The organism is Cetobacterium sp. (assembly GCF_051658645.1).
Lineage (GTDB): Bacteria > Fusobacteriota > Fusobacteriia > Fusobacteriales > Fusobacteriaceae > Cetobacterium_A.
In genome coordinates, this window is sequence record NZ_JBOFMZ010000057.1 from 1 (window position 1) to 24,591 (window position 24,591).

The following is a 24,591-nucleotide window of genomic DNA, read 5'->3' on the forward strand; positions in this document are numbered from 1 at the left end:
ATCTTTGAAACTGTGTGATGGCTTTTTTTAAATATCTAAATCTCTAACTATTAATATAATTTTTAGACGTTTTTTAGGCGTAGAAAAGTTTGAATTTAAAAAAATAAATATATAATTCATATTAATTCCTAAGAAAAAATAAATTTTATCAATACTTCAAACTTTTTTCTAAAAATCCCAGTCTAAAAATTATAATAAAAGTGATAATAAAATGATTTAATCCCCCCAAAACCTCTGTCCCCCCGCAGAGGTTTTCTCCTTTTTATAAGAGTATAATAATAAAATAACCATCTATTACACTTTAAAGTGTATTAGGTGGTTAGCTAAAAATTATTTTGCAACTACTATAAATCTCTTGAATTTACCCTTTGTGACAATACATCTATCTATTATTTTAAATCCAGCTGAGATTATCATAGAATCATGATTCTCAAAAGAAATTATAACCATTTTATTTGAAATTTTTCTAGCTGTCTCAATTATTTTTTGTTGTTCATCTTCAGAAGTATGACTAAAAATTCCATAAGGAATATCAATTATAGAGCTATCATATTTTTTTGTGATATTATGCATATCATCATTTACAACTATAGGTTTAAATCCATAAAACTCTAAATTTTTATTCGCATTTTTTGCAATACTTTTATTTATTTCATAACCCTCTATTTTATAATCTGCATCTAATCCCTCTACTATAGTTGTTCCAACTCCACAACAAGGATCTATAATAGTTTTTTCTTTACAGCCATTATTAGCAATATTTACAAGAGCTTTGGCAACTTTTACACCTAATGAATTTGAATAAGAATATGGTTTGTTATCATGAGTATGCCATTCATAGTCATTTTTATTATCAATACCAAATATCCATTTATCATTTATTTTACTTAATCCAAAATTAAATTTTGGATTTTTAAAGTTATGAACACCTATAATCTCCATAGATATTTTTTTTACTAAACTTAATCTTTCATCGTATGGAACGTTGTTATTATTATTCAATCTAACATATTCTAATTTGAAATTATCATAGATTGTTTTATCCTTAATTACTTTTTCTAAAATTTCTTCTACAGTATCTTTTTCATAAAGAATATCTAAACGTGTCTTTATAAAAGGACTGTTTGATGGATTAAATTTTATATCTGAAAACAGTAGTTTTTCTTCTGGTATTTTTCCAAAAATTGATTTCATTTCTAATAAACAAATTTCCTCTTCAACAGGTGGATAATTGACTATATACATATATTTTAAAACTTTATTCATATTTTTTCACATTCCCTAAAATTTATTTAACTTTTTTTCTAAAATTTTTCTTTAAAACTACATTTTTTACATAACTCTTCTACTGCTATATTGTTCGAAAAACCAGAATATATAGCTTTTGCTTTATCACCTTCTATAATATTTTTGAAATCTTTTTGGAAAATATTACCTAAATTCATAACCCCTTCTCCATCTAAACAACAAGGAACAACAGTTCCATCAACTAGTATAGCGACTTGATTTCTAAGCCCATAACAAAATCCTTTTTCTTCAAAATAAGTATCTTTTAATTCGGGCCATTTAAATTCTAAATCTGAATTTATATATAGCTTATCTTTTATTTTTAAACCTTTTCCTGGTACTATCATTTCAGAAACTTTATAATCTAAATTAAAAAATCTTTCTATTTTATTCAAAATATAATTATTTCCTTTTTGTTGTAAAGAATCTTTATCATCTTTATTAAAGTTCCAAAGCCTTAATGAAATATATGTTTCATTTTTCTCTAAAGATTTCTCTGTAAAAGACAAAATATTTTGAAGATAGTCGTTATAGTCAATAGAGTCTAAATTTCCATCAAAACTATGTAATGAAAAATTTATTTGCCTAGGAGCTGTATTTCCTAAAAGTAACTCCATACAATTTTTAATTAAAGTTCCATTTGTTGTTATATTTACAAAAAAACCCTCTTTTTTAGCCTTATGAAGGATCGCATCAAGATTAGGATGAAACAATGGTTCTCCTTTTACATGTAAATAGATATGTTTGCTGTAATCTTTTACTTCTTTTAATATATGAGTAAAATTTTCTAGTGATATATATTGTGCTTTTCTTTTTGTAGTCGGACAAAAACTACATTTCAAATTACAAATATTAGAAATCTCAATGTATATTTTTTTAAATCTAATCATATTAACTCCTCAAATAAAATTTAATAATTTTATTATATCCTATTCTATATAGAAAATCAAACTCTTACAATTTTATATAGTTTTTACAAGAGTTTTACACTATTTTAATTCTAAATTAACAAATGTATACTATAATAATAATAAAATTAAAAATATATGTGGGAAAAATGAATAAAACTAATTTTAAATTAGCAACAATAGCAACATTTTTATCAATTGTAGGAACTGCTGAAGCTGTGCCTTTAAAAGATGTTAAACCAGGATTTGCTAAAAATGTAATTTTCATGATACCAGATGGTAGTAGTTCAACTGTTTCAACATTAGCAAGAGCAGTTTATAATAACGGCGAAAGTTTAAATATTGATGAGTTAGCATCAGGAATGGTAAAAACTTATAACTCTGATACTTTTATAGCTGATTCAGCACCTGCAGGAACAGCCCTTGCAACAGGATGGAAAACTCAAGATAAATTAATAGGAGTAAAACCTGGTTCTGCAACTTTAAAAGGAGCTAGAGTTCCAAAAATAGGAGATGAATTAGCACCTGCAGCCTCTGTATTAGAAGCAGCAAAATTAAGTGGTAAAGCAGTAGGAATTGTAGCGACATCAGAAGTTTTACATGCTACACCAGCAGATTTTACATCTCATTCAATTCATAGAAATAATTATTCTGTTATAGGAGAACAGCAAGTTCACCAAAATTTAAATGTAGTTTTTGGAGGTGGGAAAAGTTATTTAAAGAAAGATACTGCATTGGAATCTAACTCTAAAAAACGTACAGATGGAGAGGATATGCTTGACTCTCTAAAATCTAATGGGTATAAAATAGTACAGACATTAGATGAAATGAAAACTTTAAATAAAGATTTTGTATGGGGGCTATTTGCAGAAAAAGATATGCCTTATGATTTAGATCGTGACAAAAGCACAGTCCCATCAATATCTCAAATGACAGAGAAAGCAATAAATCTATTATCAAAAGATAAAGATGGATTCTTTTTAATGGTAGAGGGATCAAAAGTAGATTGGGCAGGACATGCAAATAATCCAGTAGCTATAACTTCTGAGTTTATGGCATTTGATAAAGCTGTTGGAGTAGCTTTAGACTATGCTAAGAAAAATAGTGATACTTTAGTTGTTGTTGTAACAGATCATGGAACTGGAGGGCTTTCTATAGGAAATTTAGCTATATCAAACAACTACTCACAGTTACCAATAGATGCATTTATAAAAGATATGAAAAAAGCAAAATTCACAGAGGTTTTAACAGCAGAGAAGATTTTAAAAGAAAAAAATTCAGCTAAAGCTTTAGCAAACGATATGTTAGGATTGGTATTAACAAATAAAGAACTAGAAGATATTAATAAAGCTGATAAAGTCTCATCAATAGAACAAATTTTAGGAAAAGCTATGAGTGAAAGAGCTCATTTAGGTTGGACGACAAATGGACATACAGCTGAGGATGTGCCTCTTTATGTATACACATCAAATTATGCTAACCAATTAACAGGAACGGTTAATAACTCTGATATAGCTCTTTATATAGCTAAAGCTATGAACTTAAATTTAGATGTTGCAACAGATGAGCTTTTTGTTTCTGGAAAAAAAATAAAAGAAATGGGTATAAATGTGGATATAGATACAACAAATAAATTCCAACCTGTATTTACACTTTCTAAAAATGGAAAAAAATACGTATTCGAAGAAAATAAAAATCATTATGAATTAGACGGTAAAAAAGTTAAATTTAATGGAATTGTTGTATTTAATGGAACAGAAGTATTTATTCCAAATGCAGCTTTAAAAAATATAAAGTAGTTGGATAAAGACAGTGAGTAGAATTTACACCAAATTCTACTCATTTCTATTTTCTGATATTGCTCGAACGACATCTATAGTTTTTTTTATATTTCTCTTCTGTAAATTACTGATTCTTCTACTACTTCTAAATATTCTTCTACTCTCTCAGTCAATTCAACATATATTTCTTTAGACAATGGTGTTTCTAATTTTAATTTAGTTTGAATTGGTTTAGTTCCACTATAGTTCACAGTATCTCCTTTACCTATATAGATATATTGTTGAATTTCACTATCTATTTTTTTTATTTTTCTCAAAAAAATATGAATTTTTATTCCGTAGCTTTTATTTTTTACTATTTTTTTACCAATTTCACTATCTATTCTAGTTGCATTTGGGCTTTCCCATTGAAAATGATATCTATCTAAAATTTTATCGTTATACTTAATACTCTCTTTTATATTTTCATCTTTATGTAAATCTACAAATACAAAATAATCATTATCTTTTTTTAAGAGTCCACTTCCTCTAAATGCACTATGTTTCATGTCATAGTTACAAAGTAATGCTACATCTCTCATATTATAGCTCTCGTAAAGTTTAAAAAATGGAAAACCATAATCTTTTGTATTGAAATTTTCTTTATATTTCAGTAATCCATAATCTAAAACTTCTAATATATATTTTTTAACATCTTCAGATTCTAAAGTTTTTTTTAAAATTGAACTCATTTCTAAACCATTTTCACTTTTTAAAAATAGTGGTGAGCATCTTTTTAAGTCTTGAGAATCAGAATAATCACCACTTAGATAATCAATTGCATGCTTAATCGTTTTTTTTGTATGCTCTAAATTCTCAATCTCAATATATTTTCCAACTAATTTCAATATGTCAGCTTCTATTAAACTACACTTTTTAGATATAATTTCATGAGCTATTACGAATTCATAAACTCTTTTAATTGGTAAAAACCTCTCAAATTCTCTTATTACATTTTTTTGAATTTCTTTTAACTTAAATGGTTCTTCACCAATTTTTTCTAAAAAATCAAAGTATGATTTTTGTAGTTTTGCATATTTAAAAAATCTTGGTGCTTCTTCATATTGAGTGAAGTTTATAGGCATTGGTCTTTTTTTCAAAATTTCTTTAAACTCTTTATACTCTAATTTCAAATACTTCAAACTATTAAAATTTTCATTATTAAGTTGCTCTAAAATCTCTTTTTTACAAATCTCATCAATTTTTACATGAATATTTTTAGATAAATTATCAAAATCTCTTTTCAAAGCTATTTTCAAACTTTCTTTATCATATGATTTTTTTCCCGCTAGTGCTATAGCTATTAAAAAAGCTCGTGAATGATTACCAATAAAATCTATTACAGTTAAGAACTCTTTATTCTCAAAGTGTCTTAATCCTCTTCCTAGTTGTTGAGTAAAAACAATTGGAGATGCTGTTGGTCTTAACATCAATATATTATTTATACACGGGATATCAACTCCTTCATTAAATAAATTCACTGTAAAAATAACTTCTATTGAATCACTCGTCTTAAAAGTTTTAATTATCTTTTCTCTTAACTCTTTTTTATCTGTTCCTGTTAAAGATGTTGCTTTTATTCCTCTTTTTCTAAATTCTTTTACCATAAATTCAGCATGTTCAACTGTGATACAAAAGCCTATTGTTTTTCTATTTTCTCCACTATACCCATAAAAATTCATCTTTTCTATTATAAAATCAACACGTTTTTCAGTACTTAAACTTTTTGCGACTTCTGATATATTATTGAAATCAACTTTTGAAAAATCAACATCTATATCTTTTACCCCATAGTAATGAAATGGTACAACTAACTTTCTATCTAGAGCTTCTTCTAAACGAATATCAACAGGAACATTCATATCAAAAACTTCATATATATTTCCACCATCACATCTTTCTGGAGTTGCTGTTAATCCTATTAAAAAGTCTGGTTTAAAGTAGTTTAAAATTGAGCTATAACTCTCTGCAGTTACATGATGAGCTTCATCTACAATTATATAATCGAACTCGTTGATTTTAAATTGGTTAAATTTTGTATTTAGTGTTTGAATTGTAGCAAAAATATAATCTCTATCTGTATTTTTATAATTTCCTGTGAATTTACCCATAGTTTTATTTTTGATAATTTTTTTAAACGTTTCTATTGCTGAATTTAAAATTTCCTCGTTGTGAACAACAAAAAGAACACGGTTTGGATTTATTTTTTTTACATGAAATGCTGCTAAATATGTTTTTCCAGTTCCAGTTGCAGCTATACAAAGTGCTCTTTTTTCTCCATATTCTCTTAAAATTTCTAGATTCTTAATAGCCAAATCTTGTAAATAATTTGGTTTTATTTCATTCTCGTATATCCTAAAATCACTATCTTCAGATACCATCAAATACTCGTCTCTAGGTATTTTTTCTATTTTTTTTGCTAGCTTTTTTATACTTGAAACAGAATATGGCTTTATATCTTCTACTGCTTTTCCCCAAAGATAATTAAACTCATTTAAAACTTCTGTTATAAACTCACTATTTTGAGATGTTGTAACTGAAATATTCCATTCTACATTACTTTTTAGTCCACTTTTAGTTAAATTGGATGAACCTATTATCGCTTTCCATGAATCTGAATATTTAAATATATACCCTTTTGTATGAAATCCTTCAAGTACATCACTATCAAAAAATTTTACCTCAATATTTTTAAATTTTTTTAGATAGTCTACTGCTTTTAGCTCTGTAAAATGCAGATAATTAGTTGTTAAAATTTTACCTTTTATATTTAATTTTTCTGTTTTTTTTAAAACATCTAATAAAATTTGTACTCCTGCAAAATTAATAAATGCTACTGAAAAATAAAATTCAATAGCATTTTGAAAACCATCTTCAATGTGTTTATATAAACTTTTATTGTTTTCAAAGTTAGTATTACTTACAAATTCATATTTCAATTTTTCCCCCAATGATTATTTTTTTAACACCAATTTTAAAGTTCTTAAATATATATTACGAGCTTTTCTTTTTTGTTCGTCAAGAATTTGTAGCGTAATTCCCTGAGCTTCTAAAATTTCTCTTGCCTTAAGCTCTTCTTCTAAAGTTAACTCTGAGTTTTTGTTTTTAACTTCTACTGAAAAAACTGAAAAATAAATCTCTATTTTTTCTATTTTTCTACGTCCTTTTCCTCTTGGATCTTCTGGAAATTTGTAGATTTGTTTTTTTTCTAATTCTGCTTTAGCTTTTAAAATAATCTGCTGATTCATTTGTCCTAATGTATATATATTTGGAACTTCTAAAACATCACGAAATTGCTCTATTTCCATAATGAAATATCCCGTACTTTCAAACTGTTTTAACAGCATATACAATCTTTTAGCGTATTTACCAGATATACCCTTTAATTCTGCATCTTCTAAAAGCAAAATCTCTCTTTTTTTATGTTTTAGTTCAGTATCCCAATAATCAAGCTCTTTAACAGTTAGAGGTTCTTTTTTATTCACTGCATCTATTATGCTAATATCATGTTTGTAAAATAGAAACGGAATGAAAAGTGAAGGTATCTCTATTTTTAGAGTTTCTTCATCAATCTCTTGAGTTACAAAAATACTTCCAGATATACCATATCCTTTTTCTTTATCTATTTCATATCTTTTTGAAACTGTCAAACCTCTTATAAAATCACTGAATTCTTCTTTTGTATAAGGTCTAGTTGTAGACGCTGACCATATTTCACGTTTTTTTATTGTAATAACTCTATCTTTTATTTCAAGTCCCTTATTCCACTTGTTAAACTCTTTTAAAATCCATCCAAAAGCATTTACAAAAATCTCTTTTTCAAAACATATTGGTAATCTGTTTAAGTTTTTATTGAATCCTATTTTTCCCATTTTTCACCTCAAAAGTTATAATATATCTCATTATAACATAATATGTATATATCATGAAAACATATTATAAAAACCGCTACAATTTACATATTATAAGTACTACAATTTGCATATTATAGCCACTACAATTTACATATTATATCACTACAATTTAGGGTTTATCTTTAAGACCAACCCCTCTTGAGGCATTGATTGTATTAACCTAGATTGGGGTATTTTTTTTCCTAATAGTCTTTAAGAGTCTTTAAGGGTCTTAAAGAGTAAAAAAAAACCAGAGTTTTAACTCTAGTTTTTTATTTTTTTAGTTCATTAAATCTTCTGAATTCATTAAATGTGAAGCATGTGCTATTTGAATTCCATTTTCATCTTCATAAGCTACAATCTCACCATAAGGCATTTTGTTTTCTAAGAAAACCAAAATATTTTCTACAGATAAATCTTGCTTTTTTAACATATCATCTAATTTTTGAAGTAATATAGGTGAATCTGATTCTAATTTATTTAAAATAATATCTCTAATTTTAAAATCATTAGCTACAAACTCTTTTTTTTCTTTTAAAAATTCAAATAATGATTTTGCATATTCATCATCTAATACAACATCAAGATATTCTTTTTCTTCTTCAAATTCCTCTGATGGATATTCTTCTATTCTACCATGTTTCATATCTAACATTAAATCAATCTCTTTTAAATCTCTTTCGTCAAAAGTTGCAATAGCACGATTTTTCAAAGCGTTAAGACACTCTGCAAATTCATTAGTTGCTGGTACTTTTTTATCATTTTCAAAATATATATTTAAAAATTCATAAGTTTCAATTGGTAAAATATTATAAACTTTTGCTTTGAAATCAGAATAAATATTTAATAATTCTTCTGGCTTTAATGTAACCTCATCAGATACTAAATCTGAAGTCACAAAATCCAACAACTCTTTCTCTTCTAATAATCTTAAATTTTCTAAAACTGTCATTATAAACTCCTCTAATTTTTTATTTTTAAAGATAGTTTGATTATAGCATAACTCTAATTATTTTACTTCAAAAGATATTGTATTTAAAATTTCTTTTTCATGTTCTTCTATATATGCATTTTCTAAAAGTTCTTCAGCCCAAGAATATTTTCCTTTTATCTCATTTAATATATGAATAGCAGTAGCTTTTACGATAGGTGTTTCACTCCACATAGAACCACTTAAAAATCTAAAATCATTTTCCTTACTCTTTTTTATATTTTTCAAAAGATTTATGCAGTTGTCACATAAAAATATACATCTATCATAATCAGGCTCTTCTTTTGAAGGTAAAACTTCAAATACTGAAAGTTTTACTCCTGTAGCTTCACACAATTCACACTTTGATTTTGATCTTCTTGCTAAGTTCTTCCCAAATCCTGAAACAATATTTGCTCTTTCTAAATACTTATCTAAACCTTTTGCCAAAGTAAATCCTCCTAAAAATCGTTATATAATAGGTTATTATATAACATTATAAGTAAGAAAAGCAATGAAACAAGCAATAAAAATCTTAATTTGTTTTTTGTTTTTGATATTTTTTTGTGGTAATATGTTAATAGATAATGAAAAGAGAAAAATAAAGAGGTGAAAAAATTGAATAAAAAACTAATAATAATTTTTGTTATATCTTTTTCAATTTTATTAGCAGAAGGGAATGATAATACTATGTTGAAAGTGTGTCCTAACTCACCAAACTGTGTTTCTAGCCATTCTAGAGATACAAGGCAATATATTGAGCCTATAACTATAGACAACAGTCTTATAGATATAAAAGAACGACTCGTTAAAGCAATAGAAAAGGTTGGAGGTAAAATTTCAGAAAATAATGGAGATTTTTTAAAAGTATCTTTTAAAAGTAAAATTTTTGGTTTTGAAGACATAGCATTTTTTGAGATAAAACGAGAGAAAAAAATAATAGATGTACGATCAGCAGCAGAAACAGGATGGTATGATTTTGGAATGAATAGAAAAAGAATAGAGAAAATAAGAAACTCCTTATAGAGAACACAGTATACAATTTGAAGTAGTTATATTCTGTGTTCTCTATAATCCCTCCTATAAATACTTTACACTATGTGTGTTAATTTTTAATATATTCTTTGTAAAAGCTATGTAATAAAATTAGATATCTATATTTTTTAGAATAAATTTATATATTGTATATTATTTTTATTAAAAGAGTGGTATAATAATGGATAAACAAAAAATATATATAAGATGGAGAAAAGATGAACTTTAAAGAATTTAATTTTAAAAATGAAATAATGGCACAAATTACTGCTGTTGGTTATAAAGAAGCTACACCTATTCAAACAGAAGCTATACCAGCTATATTAGCTGGAAAAGATATACTTGGTCTTGCTAAAACAGGAACTGGAAAAACCGCTGCATTCGTACTTCCTATTTTAGAAAAAATTGCTACTACTAAAGCTAGTGGAAGAGGTGCTAGAGCTCTTATAATTGCTCCTACAAGAGAACTTGCTGAGCAAATTAATAGTACAATTACACAATTAGGTAGAGGAATTAGAATCAAAACTTTAGCTGTTTATGGTGGAACTTCTATGAAGAAACAAATAGACGCTTTAAACTCTGGAGTAGATATTATTGTTGGATGTCCAGGAAGAATACTAGATCATATAGTTCAGGGGAACTTAGGATTAACTAGAGTAGAATTTCTTGTATTAGACGAAGCAGACCATATGTTAGATATGGGATTCTTAAAAGATATCGAAAAAATTGTTAAACATACACCTAAAAACAAGCAAACTTTATTCTTCTCAGCTACTATGCCGAAAGAAATCAAAACGCTTGCTTCTAGAGTTTTAGAAAAAGATCACAAAACAATTGAAATCGAATACAAAGATCCAGTTAAGTTAATTGAGCACGAATTATACCATATTGAAAATGACGACAAAAAAGCTAAACTTGTAGATCTTTTACAAGGTTCTGAAATAGAATCAGTTATAGTTTTCACAAACGGTAAACATAAAGCTAAATACCTTAGTAGAATTTTAGAAGGTAGAGGAATGAAGTCTGTAAGTTTCCAAGGTAACTTATCTCAAAATCAAAGAGATGCTGCATTATCTGGATTTAGATCTGGAGCTTATAATATACTTGTAGCTACTGATATCGCTGCTAGAGGTCTTGATATCCCTCAAGTTACTCATGTTATAAACTATGACCTTCCTAAAACAGCTGAAGCTTTTACACATAGAAGTGGAAGAACTGGAAGAGCAAACAAAAGTGGAATTGTTATATCATTCTCTGCACCTGAAGATAAAAAAATGTTATCTGATATCGTTAAAACTAACGCTACAGAGTTTGCTAAAGTTCACGGAGAAGAAAGTAATGCTCCTGTTAGAAAAGCAAAAGAATCTTTCTTCAAAAACAAAACAAATAAAGATTTTGATTCAAGCAATAAATCAAAACCTCAATCTAATAGAACATACTCTGGTAGAAACAAAAGTACTAGACCTCAATCTAATAGATCTACTGAAAAGTAAAAAAAAAGATATCTTCGGTCATGACCGAAGATATCTTTTTTCATTTTGAAATTGTTATACAAAACATTGAAAAAAAGAAGCATAAAATCAATGTTAAGAATATATATATATAATCTTTTTTTAACATTTTGTAATCTTTTAATTTTGTTCTTTTTATTCCGTTTCCATAACCTCTTACTTCCATAGAAGTTGCTAAATTAATTGCATTTTGAATTCCAGATAGTATTACTGGAAAAAATAGAGTTGGTATATTTTTTATTCTTTCTTTTACTGTCATCAATTTGTAATCTATTCCTCTTGCTTTTTGAGCTAAAAGTATTCTTTTGCCTTCAGCTTCTAACATAGGTATAAATTTAAAACCAAGAGCAGTTATAACACTTATTGATTCAACTGGAACTTTAAAAACTTTTAAAGGATTAAGTAACTTTTCTATAACAAATCCAATCTCTCTTATTTCCATTTTAGAAATCATAGAGGTTCCTAAAAATACTATTATTAACATTCGAAAAATAGAAACAAATATAGTATTTGGTGATTTTCCCATTAAAAGAATATTTACAAAAAACATAGAAAATAACAAGCAAAGTGAGTATTTCAAAACTTTTTTTAATTTATTAAAGTCAACTGAAAAAAGTTTCATTTGATATCCAATAAATGGTAAAATTATTAAAATTTGATAATATCTTCTTATAAAACCAAGAGCAATTACATAGATTATTGTTGTATAAAAAACGGTTCTTGGATCAAATTTATTTTCCATTATTTTTAACCGCCTCTAAAAAATGTTCTATTGTCTTTATATTTTCTAATTTTATTCCATAATTTTCCATTATTTTACAGAATTTAAAAAAATCCATATCATAATCTGAAAGTACTTTTAATGGATTACCGTCATCTACTATTTTACCTTTTTCTAAAACTATAACTCTGTCTCCATATTCTAAAACATCTTGTAAAGTATGAGAGATTTGAATAATAGTTATTCCAGCTTTTTTTAAATTTTCTAATACATTTAAAAATAATCTTTTATTTATAGAATCTAGTCCAGCTGTTGGTTCATCTAAAAGTAATAGCGTTGGAGAATTTATCAAAATCGAAGCAAATGCTACAAATCGTTTTTGCCCACCACTTAATTCACTTGGAGCTTTTCCCAATATACTTTCATCTATATTTAAAATTTTTAAAACCTCTTTTAATTTTTTCTCTATTAATTCTTTAGAAACTTTATTTTTAACTAAAGAATAAATTATTTCATCCTTTATTGTTGAATTAAAAAATTGTTTTTCTGTATACTGAAACATAAATCCAGAAGTTTCTCTGTATTCTTTTAAGTTTTTTGATAAAGATAAATCCTTATTTTTCCAAAAAATATTTCCACTTTTATTTTCTAGTAAAAGTGCAATAGATTGAAGCAAAGTTGATTTTCCACTGCCTGTTGAACCAATAATGAAATTCCAAGTTCCACTCTTAATTTCTAGGCTTAAATCCTTTAATACTATATCTTCATAACCAATGTTTATTTTATTTAAAGAGATTTCCATAAATTCTCTCCCATCTGCTTAAAATTAAAAATATTTTCAGAAACATCAACCCCTGTCCTTTTAAATACGTCTATAGCTACTTTAAAGGTCGTAGGTAAGTCGAAGCTATGTTTTGATACTCCTGTAATTAAAGATCTGCTAAAATCGATTTTAGAGCCTCTGAAAGTGATGTTACCTTTTGATAGATAAATAACTTCGTCACAGAACTCAATTTCTGTTAAATGATGTGTTATCAAAATAATAGTTATTTCTTTTTCACTTAATTTTTTTAATAAATTAAGTATTATTTTTTTATTAACTTCATCTAACATAGCTGTTCCTTCATCTAAAATTAAAATTTTAGGGTCTAAAGCTAAAGCTGATGCAATACAAAGTCTTTGCTTTTCTCCACCTGATAACGTTGAAATTTTATCATTGTTTCTACCTACAAATCCAATTTCTAAAAGTAACTTATTTATTTTCTTTAACATTATTTCAGAATCAATTCCATAATTTTCCATTGAAAAAGCAATTTCCTCTTCTACAACATCAGTAACAATCTGTTCATCTGGATTTTGAAAAACCATACCAATTTCTTTTCTACATTGAAATAAATTTTCTTTAAGATTTAAATTATTTATATAAATATTTCCATTTTCTGGTTTTTCTATTCCCAAGATAAGTTTTACTAGGGTACTTTTACCAGAACCATTTTCTCCTAGAAAAATATAAAACTTTCCTTTTTCTAAGTTAAGAGATATATTTCTAAAAACATTTTTATTTTCATAAGAAAAATCTATTGATTCTAGACTAATCAATTTGTTCACTCCAATCATCAATATCATAAAACTTTAAAACTATATTTCTTTCTTCTAAAAGTTTCTCGAAAATCTCCATAAAAATTCCTTTTTCTTTTACAAGTTTTACTCGATTTAAAATATCATCTAAGTTTTCATAACAACTTGCTTCGCCTTCCCAATTCGCTCTACAAGTTTTATTAACTCCACAACTTGGACTTCCAGCAATTCCATAAACACCTTTTATCTCATAACCATTTTTTAAATAATCTTGAACCATATTTAAAATCGGGTATAACATGTTTTTAGACGCTTCTAAAAAACCAGGATATTCAAATTGATCTTTTACGTGCCCCCATCTTTTTAACCCCAATAAGGTCATCTCAGGACATGGTAGTTGAATAATCCCAATATTTTGAGTCAGTAAACTTTTTACAAACTCTAAAAAATACTCTCCATTTTTTGCATATGGTTTTACAACACAATTTTGATTTAAAATACAATGAGATACTATCACTATTTTTTTAGCTCTATTCATAATATTAGTCCTTAATCTTATTTAATAAAGTCTTTGGAAGTCTTGATAGAATAACAGCCACAACCACACAAGAAGTAATTTTATCAATTATATTTGACATTATTCTAGGAATAAATGTTGCTGTAAATATTTTTTCTCCACTTTTCACAAGCATACCAGTTAGTATATCTAAAGATCCTCCAGCTAACCCACCAAACAAATAAACTGCTATAGGAGTTCCTATTAGTGGTGCTAAAACTGCTAGAAGAATTCCTGTTAATACTGAAATTTTAATACTAAATCTGAATTTTATAGCAATATATCCAACAACAATTCCTATTGCTAAATTTACAATTGCAAAAGGTAATTCGACTGGATTACTAATCATTGCTCTTATAATATTTGTGATTAATCCTGTTATTCCTCCAAAGAATGGTCCTAACAAAACTGCTGATAAAATAGTTCCAATCGTATCTAAAAATATAAATGGAATTCCAAATGTTTTTGTTAATGTTGCTAATACAATATTTAAACCAATTCCTAAACCAGATATTGTAATTGCAATTGTGTTCTTGCTCATTTTTTCTCCTTCAGTAATTTTACAATAATTCATTTTCCAATTTAAATAAAATCTTTTCGATTTTGATGAGTTTTTTATTATCAAAATTTTTAGAACTTATAGCTTTAGAAATATTATTTAATTTTTCTTTGATTTCTAATTTTTTAGAAATTTTTATAGTTTCAGCAGAAATAACTTTATAATTTTCTTTCAGTTCTTTTAGTTTTTCTTTTGGATTTTTTGATTGAAGAATTTCTATTACATCTGATTTTTTTTCGATTTTTTTGATATCTTTGATAACTCTATCTGGAAGTCTGTATACTTCGTTAGAGTTATATTCTAGAGATAGTTCTCTTCTGTCCAAACATAAATAAACAAAATCCTTTTTAAATCCTAAAAGTTCATACCATTTTCCAAAAGTGCCATTCTTATTGTTTGAAAATATTTTATGAGCTTCTAAAAATATTTCTCCAAAATCCTTTAAATTCTCTTTTAAAAGATTTCCAGTATGAGTTGCTTTTTTTTCTAATTCGATTAAGCTTTCTTTGTCGTTTAAATGAAATTCAGAATAATTAAATTTTGAATTAAATATTTCTTTTTTAACTAAGACTTCGCTTTTTTTGTAATTAGTTAACAATCCCATTTTATAATTTCCTCCACTAAATTTTTATAATCTTCTGATGCTGTAGAAGAAGAATCAATTTCATAAATAGATTCTTTTGTAAGTCCTAATAGATTTAATTTAGAGCAAGTTCTTATTATTGTTTTTGTTGTTTTGAAATTTTCTTTTAAGTGTTCTGAGATTTCTTTACTCACTTTTTTTCTTTTATCAAGTTTTGTTGGTAAAACCAAAGTGTTTTTAATACTAATATCAAGATCTTCTTCGGTTCCGTTTAGTGTTTGAATTAGAAGATTTAAACCATCTAAAGCTAAAAGTTCGGTTTCACAAGGAATTAAAACATGATTTGATGCATAAAGAGCGTTAACTGTAAATAAATTCATACTAGGTGGACAGTCTATAATTATATAATCATAGTTTTTAGTTAGTTTATTTATAGCTTTTTTTAATAACTTTTCTGTTCCAAATTTTGAAGTTAACTGTCTTTCTGCTAAGTTTAAAATTAAGTTAGATGGGATTATATCAAAATTTTTAGTTTCGATGATAATATCATTTATATTTTTTTGATCAACTAAAATATCTTTGATTGTTAATTTAGGTGTTTCACTTAGAGCTGTAAAAGTTAAACTAGCTTGTGGATCTGTGTCAATTAATAAAACTTTTTTATTTTTTAAAGTTAAACCAGAACCAATACAATGCGTAGTTGTTGTTTTCCCTACTCCACCTTTGAAATTAATAATTGAAATTATTTTAGTCATCTTCCCCTCCTAACTAGAAATTTATAACACATCAAATTATTTTTTAAATCCTAGATTCTATATTACAATATTTTATTTTCAAAGTCAACTAGATTTGGTATTTAAATTTAAAATTATTAACAATTTTTTTTATAAATTTGCATTGTTTATAGTTGTTATATATTGTTATATATTGTTATATATTGTTGTGTACAAAAAAAAAGCCAAAAAAATCGTCGATAGCCATTGATTTCTATAGCTTTATAGCGATTTTAGTCGTTCGTCATTAGATGGGAGTATTTTTCGTCATTAGGTGGGAGTATCTCTCGTCATTAGGTGGGAGTATCTCTCGTCATTAGGTGGGAGTATCTCTCGTCATTAGGTGGGAGTACTTTAAAAAAAGTTTTTTTTTCAACATTAGGTGGGAGTAAAATCATAAAAAAAGAGCATTTCGTCATTAGGTGGGAGCTTTTTTTCTTGAAAAAAGTAAAAAAATAGGGTATAATTTGCTAAATCATAAAAAAAAGTTTAAAAAAAGGGAGATACTCCCACCTAATGACGAAAAAACTGTTGGAGTTGATTTTATGAAAATAGTCAGAAAAAAAAGAAATAATTTAAATTTTCAAGAGATAATTGATACACCAGAAACAGAAATTGTAGAAGAAAATATTACTTTGGATGAAAGTTTTATAAAAAATAGAGAGCTTATACGTATGGATATGAATATTATTCAATATCCGATATTTAGTAAAAATACAAAGAGAAAAACAAATCAGATAATCAAATATTATTTTAATAATAATCGGGATACTTATATAACAGTTACTCCTGCTTCAGGCTATCATATTCCAGGAGAGATGGAGGAAAAAGTTTTTATAGTTTTGATGAAAATAATGAAAAATAGGGGAATGCCTCAAAAATTTTGGGTAACTTTAAGTGAATTAAAAAACGAGCTAGATTTAAATACAAATAGAGCTAATGAGTTAATAAAAAAAAGTTTATTGAGAATAGCAAATACATTTTATAGTTTTAAAAATACAATGTATTTCAATGAAATGAAATCTGTTCTGAAAGAGGAAATAACAAGATCCATATTTGAATTAGATATAATTAGTTTAGAAAAAAAAGAGAACACAAAGATAAAAAATGAAGTAAATGATAAAAGAATTAAAGAGATTTACCAAATAAAAATATCAGATTTTTTTTATCAAAATATTTTAACAAAAGGCTATTTAGTTTATGATGCAGCTGTTTTATTAGATATTGAATCGAGTACAGCTAGAACTATATATATGTTAATTGAAAAGCTCAGATTCAATGAGATTTATTTACGAATAGATATAATATATTTGATAAAAAGAATTCCATTGAAATTTGATAAAACAAACATGGGAAGAACTGTAAAAACATTGATGAATAATTTTGCAGAACTAAAAGAAAAGGGCTTAATAAGAGATTTTAGTTTACAAAAAGATGGAACATGGGAAAGTTCAGAAGTTGAAATATTTTTTTATGATTTTACAGTTGAAGACAAACAACAAAGATTTTTTGACGATTTAAATGAATTTAGACATTTAAGTCAAAGTCAACTTTTGGTTAGTCATACAGAAAATAAAGATCTTCAAGAAGACAGCAAATCCCCCTTAAAAAGATTTGTAAATGTGACTCCTGAAATGATTGATGATGTTTTAAATTTAATGCCATTAAAAGCAAGAAGTTTAAAAACAATGCCAAAAACAATAAAAGAATCAATAGAAAATTATGGATTAGAAAAAGTTAAAAAAGTAGCAGTTTATATGAAAAAAAATAAAGTGGTAGCAGTTAGAGCATATTTCATAAAAGCTTTAGAAAACGATTGGACAAAAGACGAAGAATTAGTGAAAATAGTTTCAAAGAGAATAGTTTCTGAAGTGATAGAAGACATTTTACCAGAAAAATTAAGAGCAGATAATACTGAATTAATAGAGAAATTTAATGTTTTAGATGATAACCAAAAAGCTGAAATAGAAGCAGCTGCATACTCTCACTATATAAAAAAATGTGGTCAAGATACAAAAATCCAAAAAATTGCTTTTAGAGCTGCAAAAAAAACTCTTATTGGAGATTACTTATCAGAGGTTGGATACTTTAAATCAAATGTTGAGATAGAAAAAATAGAATTAAAAGAAGAAATTATAGAAGTTGCTTCTGAGCCTAAAAAGCAGTTATCAAAGTTAACTTTAAAAGAGATATATCGTTCTATAAATCAAAAAGTAAATTTTTATTCAGGGCTTTTTAATATGGATCCAGATGAAGAGATGAAATTGAGATTAGAAGCTGGAAAAGAAGTTTTATTACAAAAAAGTATAGAATCTTTAACAGAAGAGGATATAGTAGAGATGGTGAGAGTTGTTGTTTTAAAAATAAATAGTGAAAAAAAATAAAATTCAGTCAAAAAAAAGATATCTTCGGTCATGACCGAAGATATCTTTTTTTTGATATAATTATAAAATAGAATCTTTAGAAATTAATCTTGAAACAAAAGAATCACCTATATTAACACCAAATTTTTTAATGTATTCAATAACAATATCTTCAACAGCAGGGTAGCTTTTTAGTTCTTTAGGAGAAACAAAAGAACTGTATTCTTCTCCACCTAAAGCCATAAAATCAGTTATAGCAACATTATAATAATTTTCTAAAGAAATGGGGACTTTGTTTTGAGAAACACTTTCTATTCTGTTCAAGGGCTCTTTATTTGCATCAAAAACGACTTCTACACCTGCAACTTGAGCCATTCCACCTAAAGAGTTCGGAATAGCTTTTAAACCATTTTCAAGAGCTTTAATCAAATTTTCACCACTGATCATTTTTGTAACAATATAATTTCCAAAAGGAATAGCTTTAACGACATCTCCAATTCTAATATCACCCGCTTTTATAGAGTCTCTAATACTTCCACCATTTATTAAAACAACATCAGATTCAGTTTTCCATAAAATAGCATCTGTTATAAGTTGAGTAAAATTAGTTTCTCGAGATCTAACAATATCTCTTTCTCCAATTAAATCAAAGTTAGTTTTTCCAATAATAGTATTTACAATATTTTCTTGAGATTTTAAAATCTTTTCTATTTTTTTTTCAATTTTAGAGTTGTTTTCATACTGAATGAAATCTTCTACTTTTAGCAGTTTGTAATCTATAATGTGATTATTTTTTAGATAATCTAACTTAACTCTAATTAGCGATATTTTGTTGTTATAGTTTCCAGTTTGGCTTATCAAAGTTTTATTTATAATTTTTTTAGTATCAAAAGTTGTATGACTATGACCATCTAAAATCAAGTTTATCTCTGGAAAAGTTTCGGCTAGATAAAAGCTACTATTACTTTTATAAGAGCTAGTGTCACATCCTAGATGCGTAATAGCAACATAAAATTTGATATTATCATTTTCTAATTTCTTCAAAAGATTTTGAACTGCTTTTTCTGGTTCTAAAAATTGAAGATTTTTTATATTTTTAGAGTTTGTTTTATAATAAGTTTCAGGAGTTAAAATTCCAAAAAAGCATATTTTAAATCCGTTTAACTCGATAATATCATATTGAAGAATATCTTTATTTGGGCTTTCATTATCAATAAAATTTAAACCTAAAGTTTTATAGTTTTGTAGTTTTAAAAGTTTTTTTAAATGACTATAACCATAATTGAAATCATGATTTCCAAGAGTTACATAATCAAACTTTAAAGAATTAAATAGTTCAACTATTGATTCACCTTTTGATAAATTTGCAAAAGATGTACCATGAATTGTATCTCCTGAATCGATTAAGAAAACTTTTCCGTTTTTTTTATCATTACGTAAAGTTTCTAAAAATGTAAAAAGTTTTGCAAAACTAATACTGTTATTTTCTCCAGTAACTCTACCGTGAATATCATTAAGATGAATAAAAGTTAAGTCATAAGTATCTAAAGTCAAAGAATTCCTCCTAAAAATATTTAATATTATTTTAGCATTAATCATTCAAAAAAAACAGTTGATTATTTCATTAGAATGCTTTACAATCATAATTGGATATCTCCTTTAGTTGTTGGTTGTGGTGACTTATTTTACAACTTTTTTTAGGAGATATCCATTTTTATTAAAAAAAACGCACTATTCGAGTTAAAAATAATAAAGGGAGAAATTTTAAGTGAAAATAATAATAGATGCAGATGCTTGTCCTGTTACGGATATTGCTATTAAAGTTGGAAAAGAAAAAAAAATAGAGTGTATAATTGTTTGTGACAATGCTCACAAAATAGAACGAAATGAAGTTGAAACAATAGTTGTAGCTCAAGGAGCAGATGCAGTTGATTTTACAATTATATCAAAAAGTGAAAAAGGTGATATTATTGTAACTCAAGATTACGGATTAGCATCTATTGTTTTATCTAAAGGAGCTCGTGCTATAAATCAAGATGGATTGATTTATAATGAATTTAATATTGAAAGCTTACTTTTTAGTAGACATATGTCTCAAAAAATGAGAAATGCAGGAAAAAGAACGAAGGGTCCGAAGAAAAGAACACAAGACCAAAATGTTGAGTTCGAAAAGAAATTATTGAGTCTTTTAGGAGGAATTTAAAATGGAAAAAGAGATAAAAAAAGCTTACTGTTCAGAATGTGGAAGTGAACTTGAAAAATTAGCAGCATGCGGATCTTTAAGCTTTTGGTGTAATAAATGCAATGAGTTAAAATCTAGAAAAACAGTAATTTATAAAGTTGAAAAACCCGAAGAAGAATCTGTATTAGAATCTGAAAAATAAGACAATTAATATTTGAACTGCTTCATTTTTCTAGAAAAAAAGAGTAGAATATAAGAAGGCTGATGCCGTATTATAATATATTTTAGGGAGGATTTGAGTGAAATTTGTATTTAATCATTTTAATATCAATGTTTTAAATTTAGAAAAAAGTATTCAGTTTTATCAAAATGCATTGGGGCTTAAAGAAGTAAAAAGACATTCAGCAGAAGATGGTAGCTTTATACTAGCTTATCTTGGAGATGGAGAAACAGGATTTACTATTGAATTAACTTGGCTAAAAGATAGAGAAGAAGCTTATGATTTAGGAGATGAAGAGTTTCATTTAGCTTTTGTTGTAGATGATTATTCTGCAGCTCATAAAAAGCATACTGAAATGGGATGTATTTGTTATGAAAATCCAGAGATGGGAATTTACTTTATAAATGATCCTGATGGATATTGGTTAGAAGTTGTTCCAGCTAAAAAATAATATATTTACTCAAAAAAGCAGCTATATAGGGCTGCTTTTCTAGTTAGAAGTTGATCTTCTGCAAGTTCTTTTAATTCGTTCATTTTTTTTGAAAGTAGCCATTCTAGTATTCCTTAAACAGATAGAACGATATTACTTTTCTGAACTACATTTCATTTATCAGACACCGATTGAGAACACAATTCTGTTATTTACTTCAATAAGACATTATAGTATAATATGGGGATACTAAATTGAATTTGGAGGAAATTATGAAAGTCGGTTACGTGAGAGTCTCTACTATTGATCAAAATATAGAGCGTCAAACAAAAAAAATGGAATCAATGAATGTTGAAAAAATTTATATCGAGAAAAGTTCAGCTAAAGATATAGAAGGTAGACCAGAATTAAAAAGTCTATTAGATTTTGTGAGAGAAGGAGATACTGTATATATTCATGATTTCTCAAGATTAGCAAGATCTACAAAGGATTTATTAGATATAACTGAAATGTTAGCAGAGAAAAGGGTAGAGTTAGTGTCGTTTAAAGAGAGCATAGACACTTCTACACCTACAGGAAGACTTATGCTTACAATGATTGGAGCTATAAATGAATTCGAGAGAACGAACCTATTAGAGCGTCAAAAAGAAGGAATCTTTTTAGCTAAAGAGATGGGTAAATATGTTGGACGTAAACCGATTCCATTTCCTGAAAACTGGGAAGAAATTTATAATATGTGGAAAAGTCGTGAAATAACAGCGATTACTGCTATGAAAGTCTTAAAGCTTAAAAAAAGTACGTTTTACAAACTCTTAAAAAATTGGACTGATAAATAATGCCATGGAAAGAAATAGGAACTTTTTTTCTTTTAACTTTTCTAGTATATATATCTATGTGGCTTTTTGGCCCGCTTTTTAGAAGAGTTTTTAAAAAGAAAACAAAACCAGGAGCTTGAGTACGATTAGTGTTCAACTTCCTGGGTTCTGTATATAAACACTTAGCGTTGTGAACCACTAATAGAAATTACTAAATTATAATTTGATGTGTGCCCTTGACAGGGTACACATCACAAAACGCCCTAAGCTTAACTTAGGGCGTTAATTATGGCAAAAATTAAGTATTGTTTAATAATTCAATATCATAACACTTCTATCTCAAAGAGTATAAAAGTAATCTTATGGAATATCTACTCCCATTCCTTTTTGAAATATTTCAAACCATTCTTCTCTTGTTAACTTAACACTACAACCTTTTACAGCTGATTTTAGTCTCTCAATCTTTGCACTTCCACAAATAGGTATAAAGTTAGCTGGATGAGCTAAATGCCAAGCATAAACTACTGAATCCATCTCACAGCTATATTTTTGAGCTAATCTTTTTAGCACCTTTCTTAATTGAATCACATTTTCACTTTTAGAAGTAAATATATCTCCACCTGCTAAAGGAGACCAAATCATAGCTGGGAATCTCTTTTCTTGCATTAAATTAATTGTTCCATCAAAAAAATGTTCAGTTTTTAATGGAGAAACTTCAATTTGATTTGTAACTAATTTAAAATTCAACCTACTTTGTAGAAGATTAAAATCTGATGGTAAAAAATTAGAAACTCCCCATTCTAAAACTTTTCCTGAGTTTTTCAAATCTGTTAAAGCTCTCGCTGTTTCATCTGCATCCATGTACATATCAGGTCTATGGATCAACACCAAATCTAAATACTCTGTATTTAAGTTAATTAAAGATTGTTCTACACTTTTAACTATGTGATCATAACTCGTATCATAGCAATGATAAGTATTTTCTAGCATATTTTGAGATACTAACTTTATTCCAACTTTACTTATCAACTCAATTTTATCTCTTAATTCTGGTTTTAAAGCCAATGCTTCTCCAAATATTTTTTCACATGTATAGCTACCATAAATATCTGCGTGATCAAATGTTGTTACTCCAATTTTTATAGCTGATTCTAAATATTTTAGTAACTCTTCTTTTGACATCTTCCAACTATCTAAACGCCAAAATCCTAAAGCAATGTTTGAAATTTCTAATTTTTCACTTAGTTTTACTCTTTTCATAACCCCCACCTTTATTCATTTTGTTATTTAATAATACCATATAATTATTAAAGTTAGTAATAAAAATGAAAAATGAAAAAATTAGAGTAGTCCAATACGGTTGTGGAAAAATGTCTAAATATATTTTAAGATATTTATATGAAAAAGGAGCAGAAATTGTAGGAGCAATTGATTCTAATCCAGATCTCAATGGATTAGATATTGGAGAATATGCTGAATTGGGATTTAATTTAGGAGTAAAAATAAGTAATGATGCTAATAAAGTCTTAGATGAAACTAATCCAGATATATCAATTGTAACAACTTTTAGTTTTTTAGGGGATTGTTATGAACAATTTGAAAAATGCTTATCAAGAGGAATTAATGTAATAACAACTTGTGAAGAAGCAATATACCCATGGACAACATCATCAGCTTTAACAAATAAATTAGATGTATTAGCTAAAAAAAATAGTTGTACTATAACTGGTTCTGGAATGCAAGATCTTTATTGGATTAATTTAATTTCTTTAGTTGCAGGCGGAGTACATAATATAAAAAAAATAACAGGGGCTGTTAGTTATAATGTTGAAGACTATGGTTTAGCTTTGGCTAAAGCACATGGAGCAGGATTTACAAAAGAAGAATTTGAAAAAAACTTAGCACATCCAGAGTCTCTAGAACCAAGCTATGTTTGGAATTCTAATGAATCTCTTTGTAATTTGATGGGGTGGACTATTAAAAGCCAAAGTCAAAAATGTATTCCATATTTCCATAAAGAAAATATTTATTCAGTAACACTTGGTGAAGAAATTGAAGCGGGTAAATGTATTGGAATGAGTGCTGTTGTAACAACAGAAACATTCCAAGGTCCAATAATAGAGACTCAATGTATAGGAAAAGTTTATGGTCCTGAAGATGGAGATATGTGTGAGTGGAAAATTATAGGTGAACCTGATACAGAGTTTTATATAAAAAAACCTTCAACAGTTGAACATACTTGTGCAACTGTTGTAAATAGAATACCTAGTATAATTAATGCTCCGTCTGGTTATCTTACTGTTGATAAACTTGAAAACCCTCTATATTTAAGTAATCATATTAATTTTTATAAAAATGCTAAATAATTACGAAATATATTAATAAGC

24 protein-coding genes are annotated in these 24,591 nt (G+C 26.9%); 9 read left to right on the forward strand and 15 right to left on the reverse strand.

Features of this window, described 5'->3' with window-relative positions; translation table 11 throughout:
* Positions 1-330 precede the first annotated feature (330 nt).
* Both ACRCZX_RS06740 and ACRCZX_RS06745 read right to left on the reverse strand, forming a co-directional pair.
* Positions 331-1,266 (reverse strand): TRM11 family SAM-dependent methyltransferase, encoded by a 936-nt coding sequence (locus ACRCZX_RS06740; RefSeq protein ID WP_438582162.1) that lies wholly within the window; start codon positions 1,264-1,266, stop codon positions 331-333.
* Between the two features lie 38 nt (positions 1,267-1,304).
* Entirely contained in the window at positions 1,305-2,177 is an 873-nt protein-coding gene (locus tag ACRCZX_RS06745; protein WP_438582163.1) for a radical SAM/SPASM domain-containing protein, read from the reverse strand.
* 167 nt (positions 2,178-2,344) lie between these two features.
* Between ACRCZX_RS06745 and ACRCZX_RS06750 the strand changes: the two genes are divergently transcribed.
* Positions 2,345-3,994: an alkaline phosphatase gene (locus tag ACRCZX_RS06750; protein ID WP_438582164.1), complete on the forward strand. Its 1,650-nt coding sequence runs from the start codon at positions 2,345-2,347 to the stop codon at positions 3,992-3,994.
* An 86-nt stretch (positions 3,995-4,080) separates the two neighbouring features.
* Here the strand turns inward: ACRCZX_RS06750 and ACRCZX_RS06755 are convergent, their stop codons facing one another.
* The 4 genes from ACRCZX_RS06755 to ACRCZX_RS06770 form a co-directional block, all read right to left on the reverse strand.
* Positions 4,081-6,954, reverse strand: a complete 2,874-nt coding sequence (locus ACRCZX_RS06755) for a DEAD/DEAH box helicase (RefSeq protein WP_438582165.1) — start codon at positions 6,952-6,954, stop codon at positions 4,081-4,083.
* 15 nt (positions 6,955-6,969) lie between these two features.
* Positions 6,970-7,887 carry a replication initiation protein gene (locus tag ACRCZX_RS06760; RefSeq protein ID WP_438582166.1) on the reverse strand — a complete coding sequence of 306 codons (918 nt, stop codon included), beginning with the start codon at positions 7,885-7,887 and terminating at the stop codon, positions 6,970-6,972.
* Between the two features lie 301 nt (positions 7,888-8,188).
* Positions 8,189-8,860 (reverse strand): hypothetical protein, encoded by a 672-nt coding sequence (locus ACRCZX_RS06765; protein WP_438582167.1) that lies wholly within the window; start codon positions 8,858-8,860, stop codon positions 8,189-8,191.
* A 57-nt stretch (positions 8,861-8,917) separates the two neighbouring features.
* A complete protein-coding gene (locus ACRCZX_RS06770) occupies positions 8,918-9,328 on the reverse strand; it encodes a PhnA protein (protein WP_438582168.1) in 411 nt (136 codons plus the stop codon).
* Positions 9,329-9,496: 168 nt separating this feature from the next.
* Here ACRCZX_RS06770 and ACRCZX_RS06775 point away from each other — a divergent pair, with 168 nt between their 5' ends.
* Together ACRCZX_RS06775 and ACRCZX_RS06780 are read left to right on the forward strand one after the other, a co-directional pair.
* Positions 9,497-9,904, forward strand: a complete 408-nt coding sequence (locus tag ACRCZX_RS06775) for a DUF1499 domain-containing protein (RefSeq protein ID WP_438582169.1) — start codon at positions 9,497-9,499, stop codon at positions 9,902-9,904.
* 227 nt (positions 9,905-10,131) lie between these two features.
* Complete coding sequence (locus tag ACRCZX_RS06780; protein WP_438582170.1) at positions 10,132-11,406, forward strand: DEAD/DEAH box helicase; 1,275 nt, start codon at positions 10,132-10,134, stop codon at positions 11,404-11,406.
* A 40-nt stretch (positions 11,407-11,446) separates the two neighbouring features.
* Here ACRCZX_RS06780 and ACRCZX_RS06785 read toward each other — a convergent pair whose 3' ends face one another.
* From ACRCZX_RS06785 to ACRCZX_RS06815, 7 genes are read right to left on the reverse strand one after another with little or no spacing between them, the layout of a single operon-like run.
* Positions 11,447-12,166, reverse strand: a complete 720-nt coding sequence (locus tag ACRCZX_RS06785) for an energy-coupling factor transporter transmembrane component T (RefSeq protein WP_438582171.1) — start codon at positions 12,164-12,166, stop codon at positions 11,447-11,449.
* Positions 12,156-12,947: an energy-coupling factor ABC transporter ATP-binding protein gene (locus ACRCZX_RS06790; RefSeq protein ID WP_438582172.1), complete on the reverse strand. Its 792-nt coding sequence runs from the start codon at positions 12,945-12,947 to the stop codon at positions 12,156-12,158. The genes ACRCZX_RS06785 and ACRCZX_RS06790 overlap by 11 nt, the downstream gene beginning before the upstream one ends.
* A complete protein-coding gene (locus ACRCZX_RS06795) occupies positions 12,932-13,744 on the reverse strand; it encodes an energy-coupling factor ABC transporter ATP-binding protein (RefSeq protein ID WP_438582173.1) in 813 nt (270 codons plus the stop codon). The genes ACRCZX_RS06790 and ACRCZX_RS06795 overlap by 16 nt, the downstream gene beginning before the upstream one ends.
* Positions 13,737-14,261 (reverse strand): CD3072 family TudS-related putative desulfidase, encoded by a 525-nt coding sequence (locus ACRCZX_RS06800; protein WP_438582174.1) that lies wholly within the window; start codon positions 14,259-14,261, stop codon positions 13,737-13,739. The genes ACRCZX_RS06795 and ACRCZX_RS06800 overlap by 8 nt, the downstream gene beginning before the upstream one ends.
* A gap of 4 nt (positions 14,262-14,265) precedes the next feature.
* Positions 14,266-14,820: a CD3073 family putative ECF transporter S component gene (locus ACRCZX_RS06805; RefSeq protein WP_438582175.1), complete on the reverse strand. Its 555-nt coding sequence runs from the start codon at positions 14,818-14,820 to the stop codon at positions 14,266-14,268.
* A 19-nt stretch (positions 14,821-14,839) separates the two neighbouring features.
* Positions 14,840-15,442 carry a hypothetical protein gene (locus ACRCZX_RS06810; RefSeq protein WP_438582176.1) on the reverse strand — a complete coding sequence of 201 codons (603 nt, stop codon included), beginning with the start codon at positions 15,440-15,442 and terminating at the stop codon, positions 14,840-14,842.
* A complete protein-coding gene (locus tag ACRCZX_RS06815; protein WP_438582177.1) occupies positions 15,430-16,176 on the reverse strand; it encodes a ParA family protein in 747 nt (248 codons plus the stop codon). Before ACRCZX_RS06815 ends, ACRCZX_RS06810 begins: the two co-directional genes overlap by 13 nt.
* 563 nt (positions 16,177-16,739) lie before the next feature.
* Between ACRCZX_RS06815 and ACRCZX_RS06820 the strand changes: the two genes are divergently transcribed.
* Entirely contained in the window at positions 16,740-18,578 is a 1,839-nt protein-coding gene (locus ACRCZX_RS06820; RefSeq protein ID WP_438582178.1) for a hypothetical protein, read from the forward strand.
* Positions 18,579-18,638: 60 nt separating this feature from the next.
* Here ACRCZX_RS06820 and ACRCZX_RS06825 read toward each other — a convergent pair whose 3' ends face one another.
* Complete coding sequence (locus ACRCZX_RS06825; RefSeq protein WP_438582179.1) at positions 18,639-20,111, reverse strand: bifunctional metallophosphatase/5'-nucleotidase; 1,473 nt, start codon at positions 20,109-20,111, stop codon at positions 18,639-18,641.
* Between the two features lie 214 nt (positions 20,112-20,325).
* On the opposite strand from ACRCZX_RS06825, the gene ACRCZX_RS06830 reads away from it, so the two are divergent.
* The 4 genes from ACRCZX_RS06830 (at position 20,326) to ACRCZX_RS06845 (ending at position 22,225) form a co-directional block, all read left to right on the forward strand.
* The gene (locus tag ACRCZX_RS06830; protein WP_438582180.1) at positions 20,326-20,760 is read left to right on the forward strand and encodes a YaiI/YqxD family protein; all 435 of its coding nucleotides are present in this window, start codon (positions 20,326-20,328) and stop codon (positions 20,758-20,760) included.
* Between the two features lies 1 nt (position 20,761).
* Positions 20,762-20,941: a YfgJ family double zinc ribbon protein gene (locus tag ACRCZX_RS06835; protein ID WP_438582181.1), complete on the forward strand. Its 180-nt coding sequence runs from the start codon at positions 20,762-20,764 to the stop codon at positions 20,939-20,941.
* A gap of 97 nt (positions 20,942-21,038) precedes the next feature.
* On the forward strand, positions 21,039-21,410 hold the full coding sequence (locus tag ACRCZX_RS06840; RefSeq protein WP_438582182.1) for a VOC family protein: 372 nt from the start codon (positions 21,039-21,041) through the stop codon (positions 21,408-21,410).
* 251 nt (positions 21,411-21,661) lie between these two features.
* Positions 21,662-22,225 (forward strand): recombinase family protein, encoded by a 564-nt coding sequence (locus ACRCZX_RS06845; RefSeq protein ID WP_438582183.1) that lies wholly within the window; start codon positions 21,662-21,664, stop codon positions 22,223-22,225.
* Between the two features lie 339 nt (positions 22,226-22,564).
* Here the strand turns inward: ACRCZX_RS06845 and ACRCZX_RS06850 are convergent, their stop codons facing one another.
* Entirely contained in the window at positions 22,565-23,464 is a 900-nt protein-coding gene (locus tag ACRCZX_RS06850; protein WP_438582184.1) for an aldo/keto reductase, read from the reverse strand.
* A 110-nt stretch (positions 23,465-23,574) separates the two neighbouring features.
* Between ACRCZX_RS06850 and ACRCZX_RS06855 the strand changes: the two genes are divergently transcribed.
* A complete protein-coding gene (locus tag ACRCZX_RS06855; protein ID WP_438582185.1) occupies positions 23,575-24,570 on the forward strand; it encodes an NAD(P)H-dependent amine dehydrogenase family protein in 996 nt (331 codons plus the stop codon).
* Positions 24,571-24,591 lie beyond the last annotated feature (21 nt).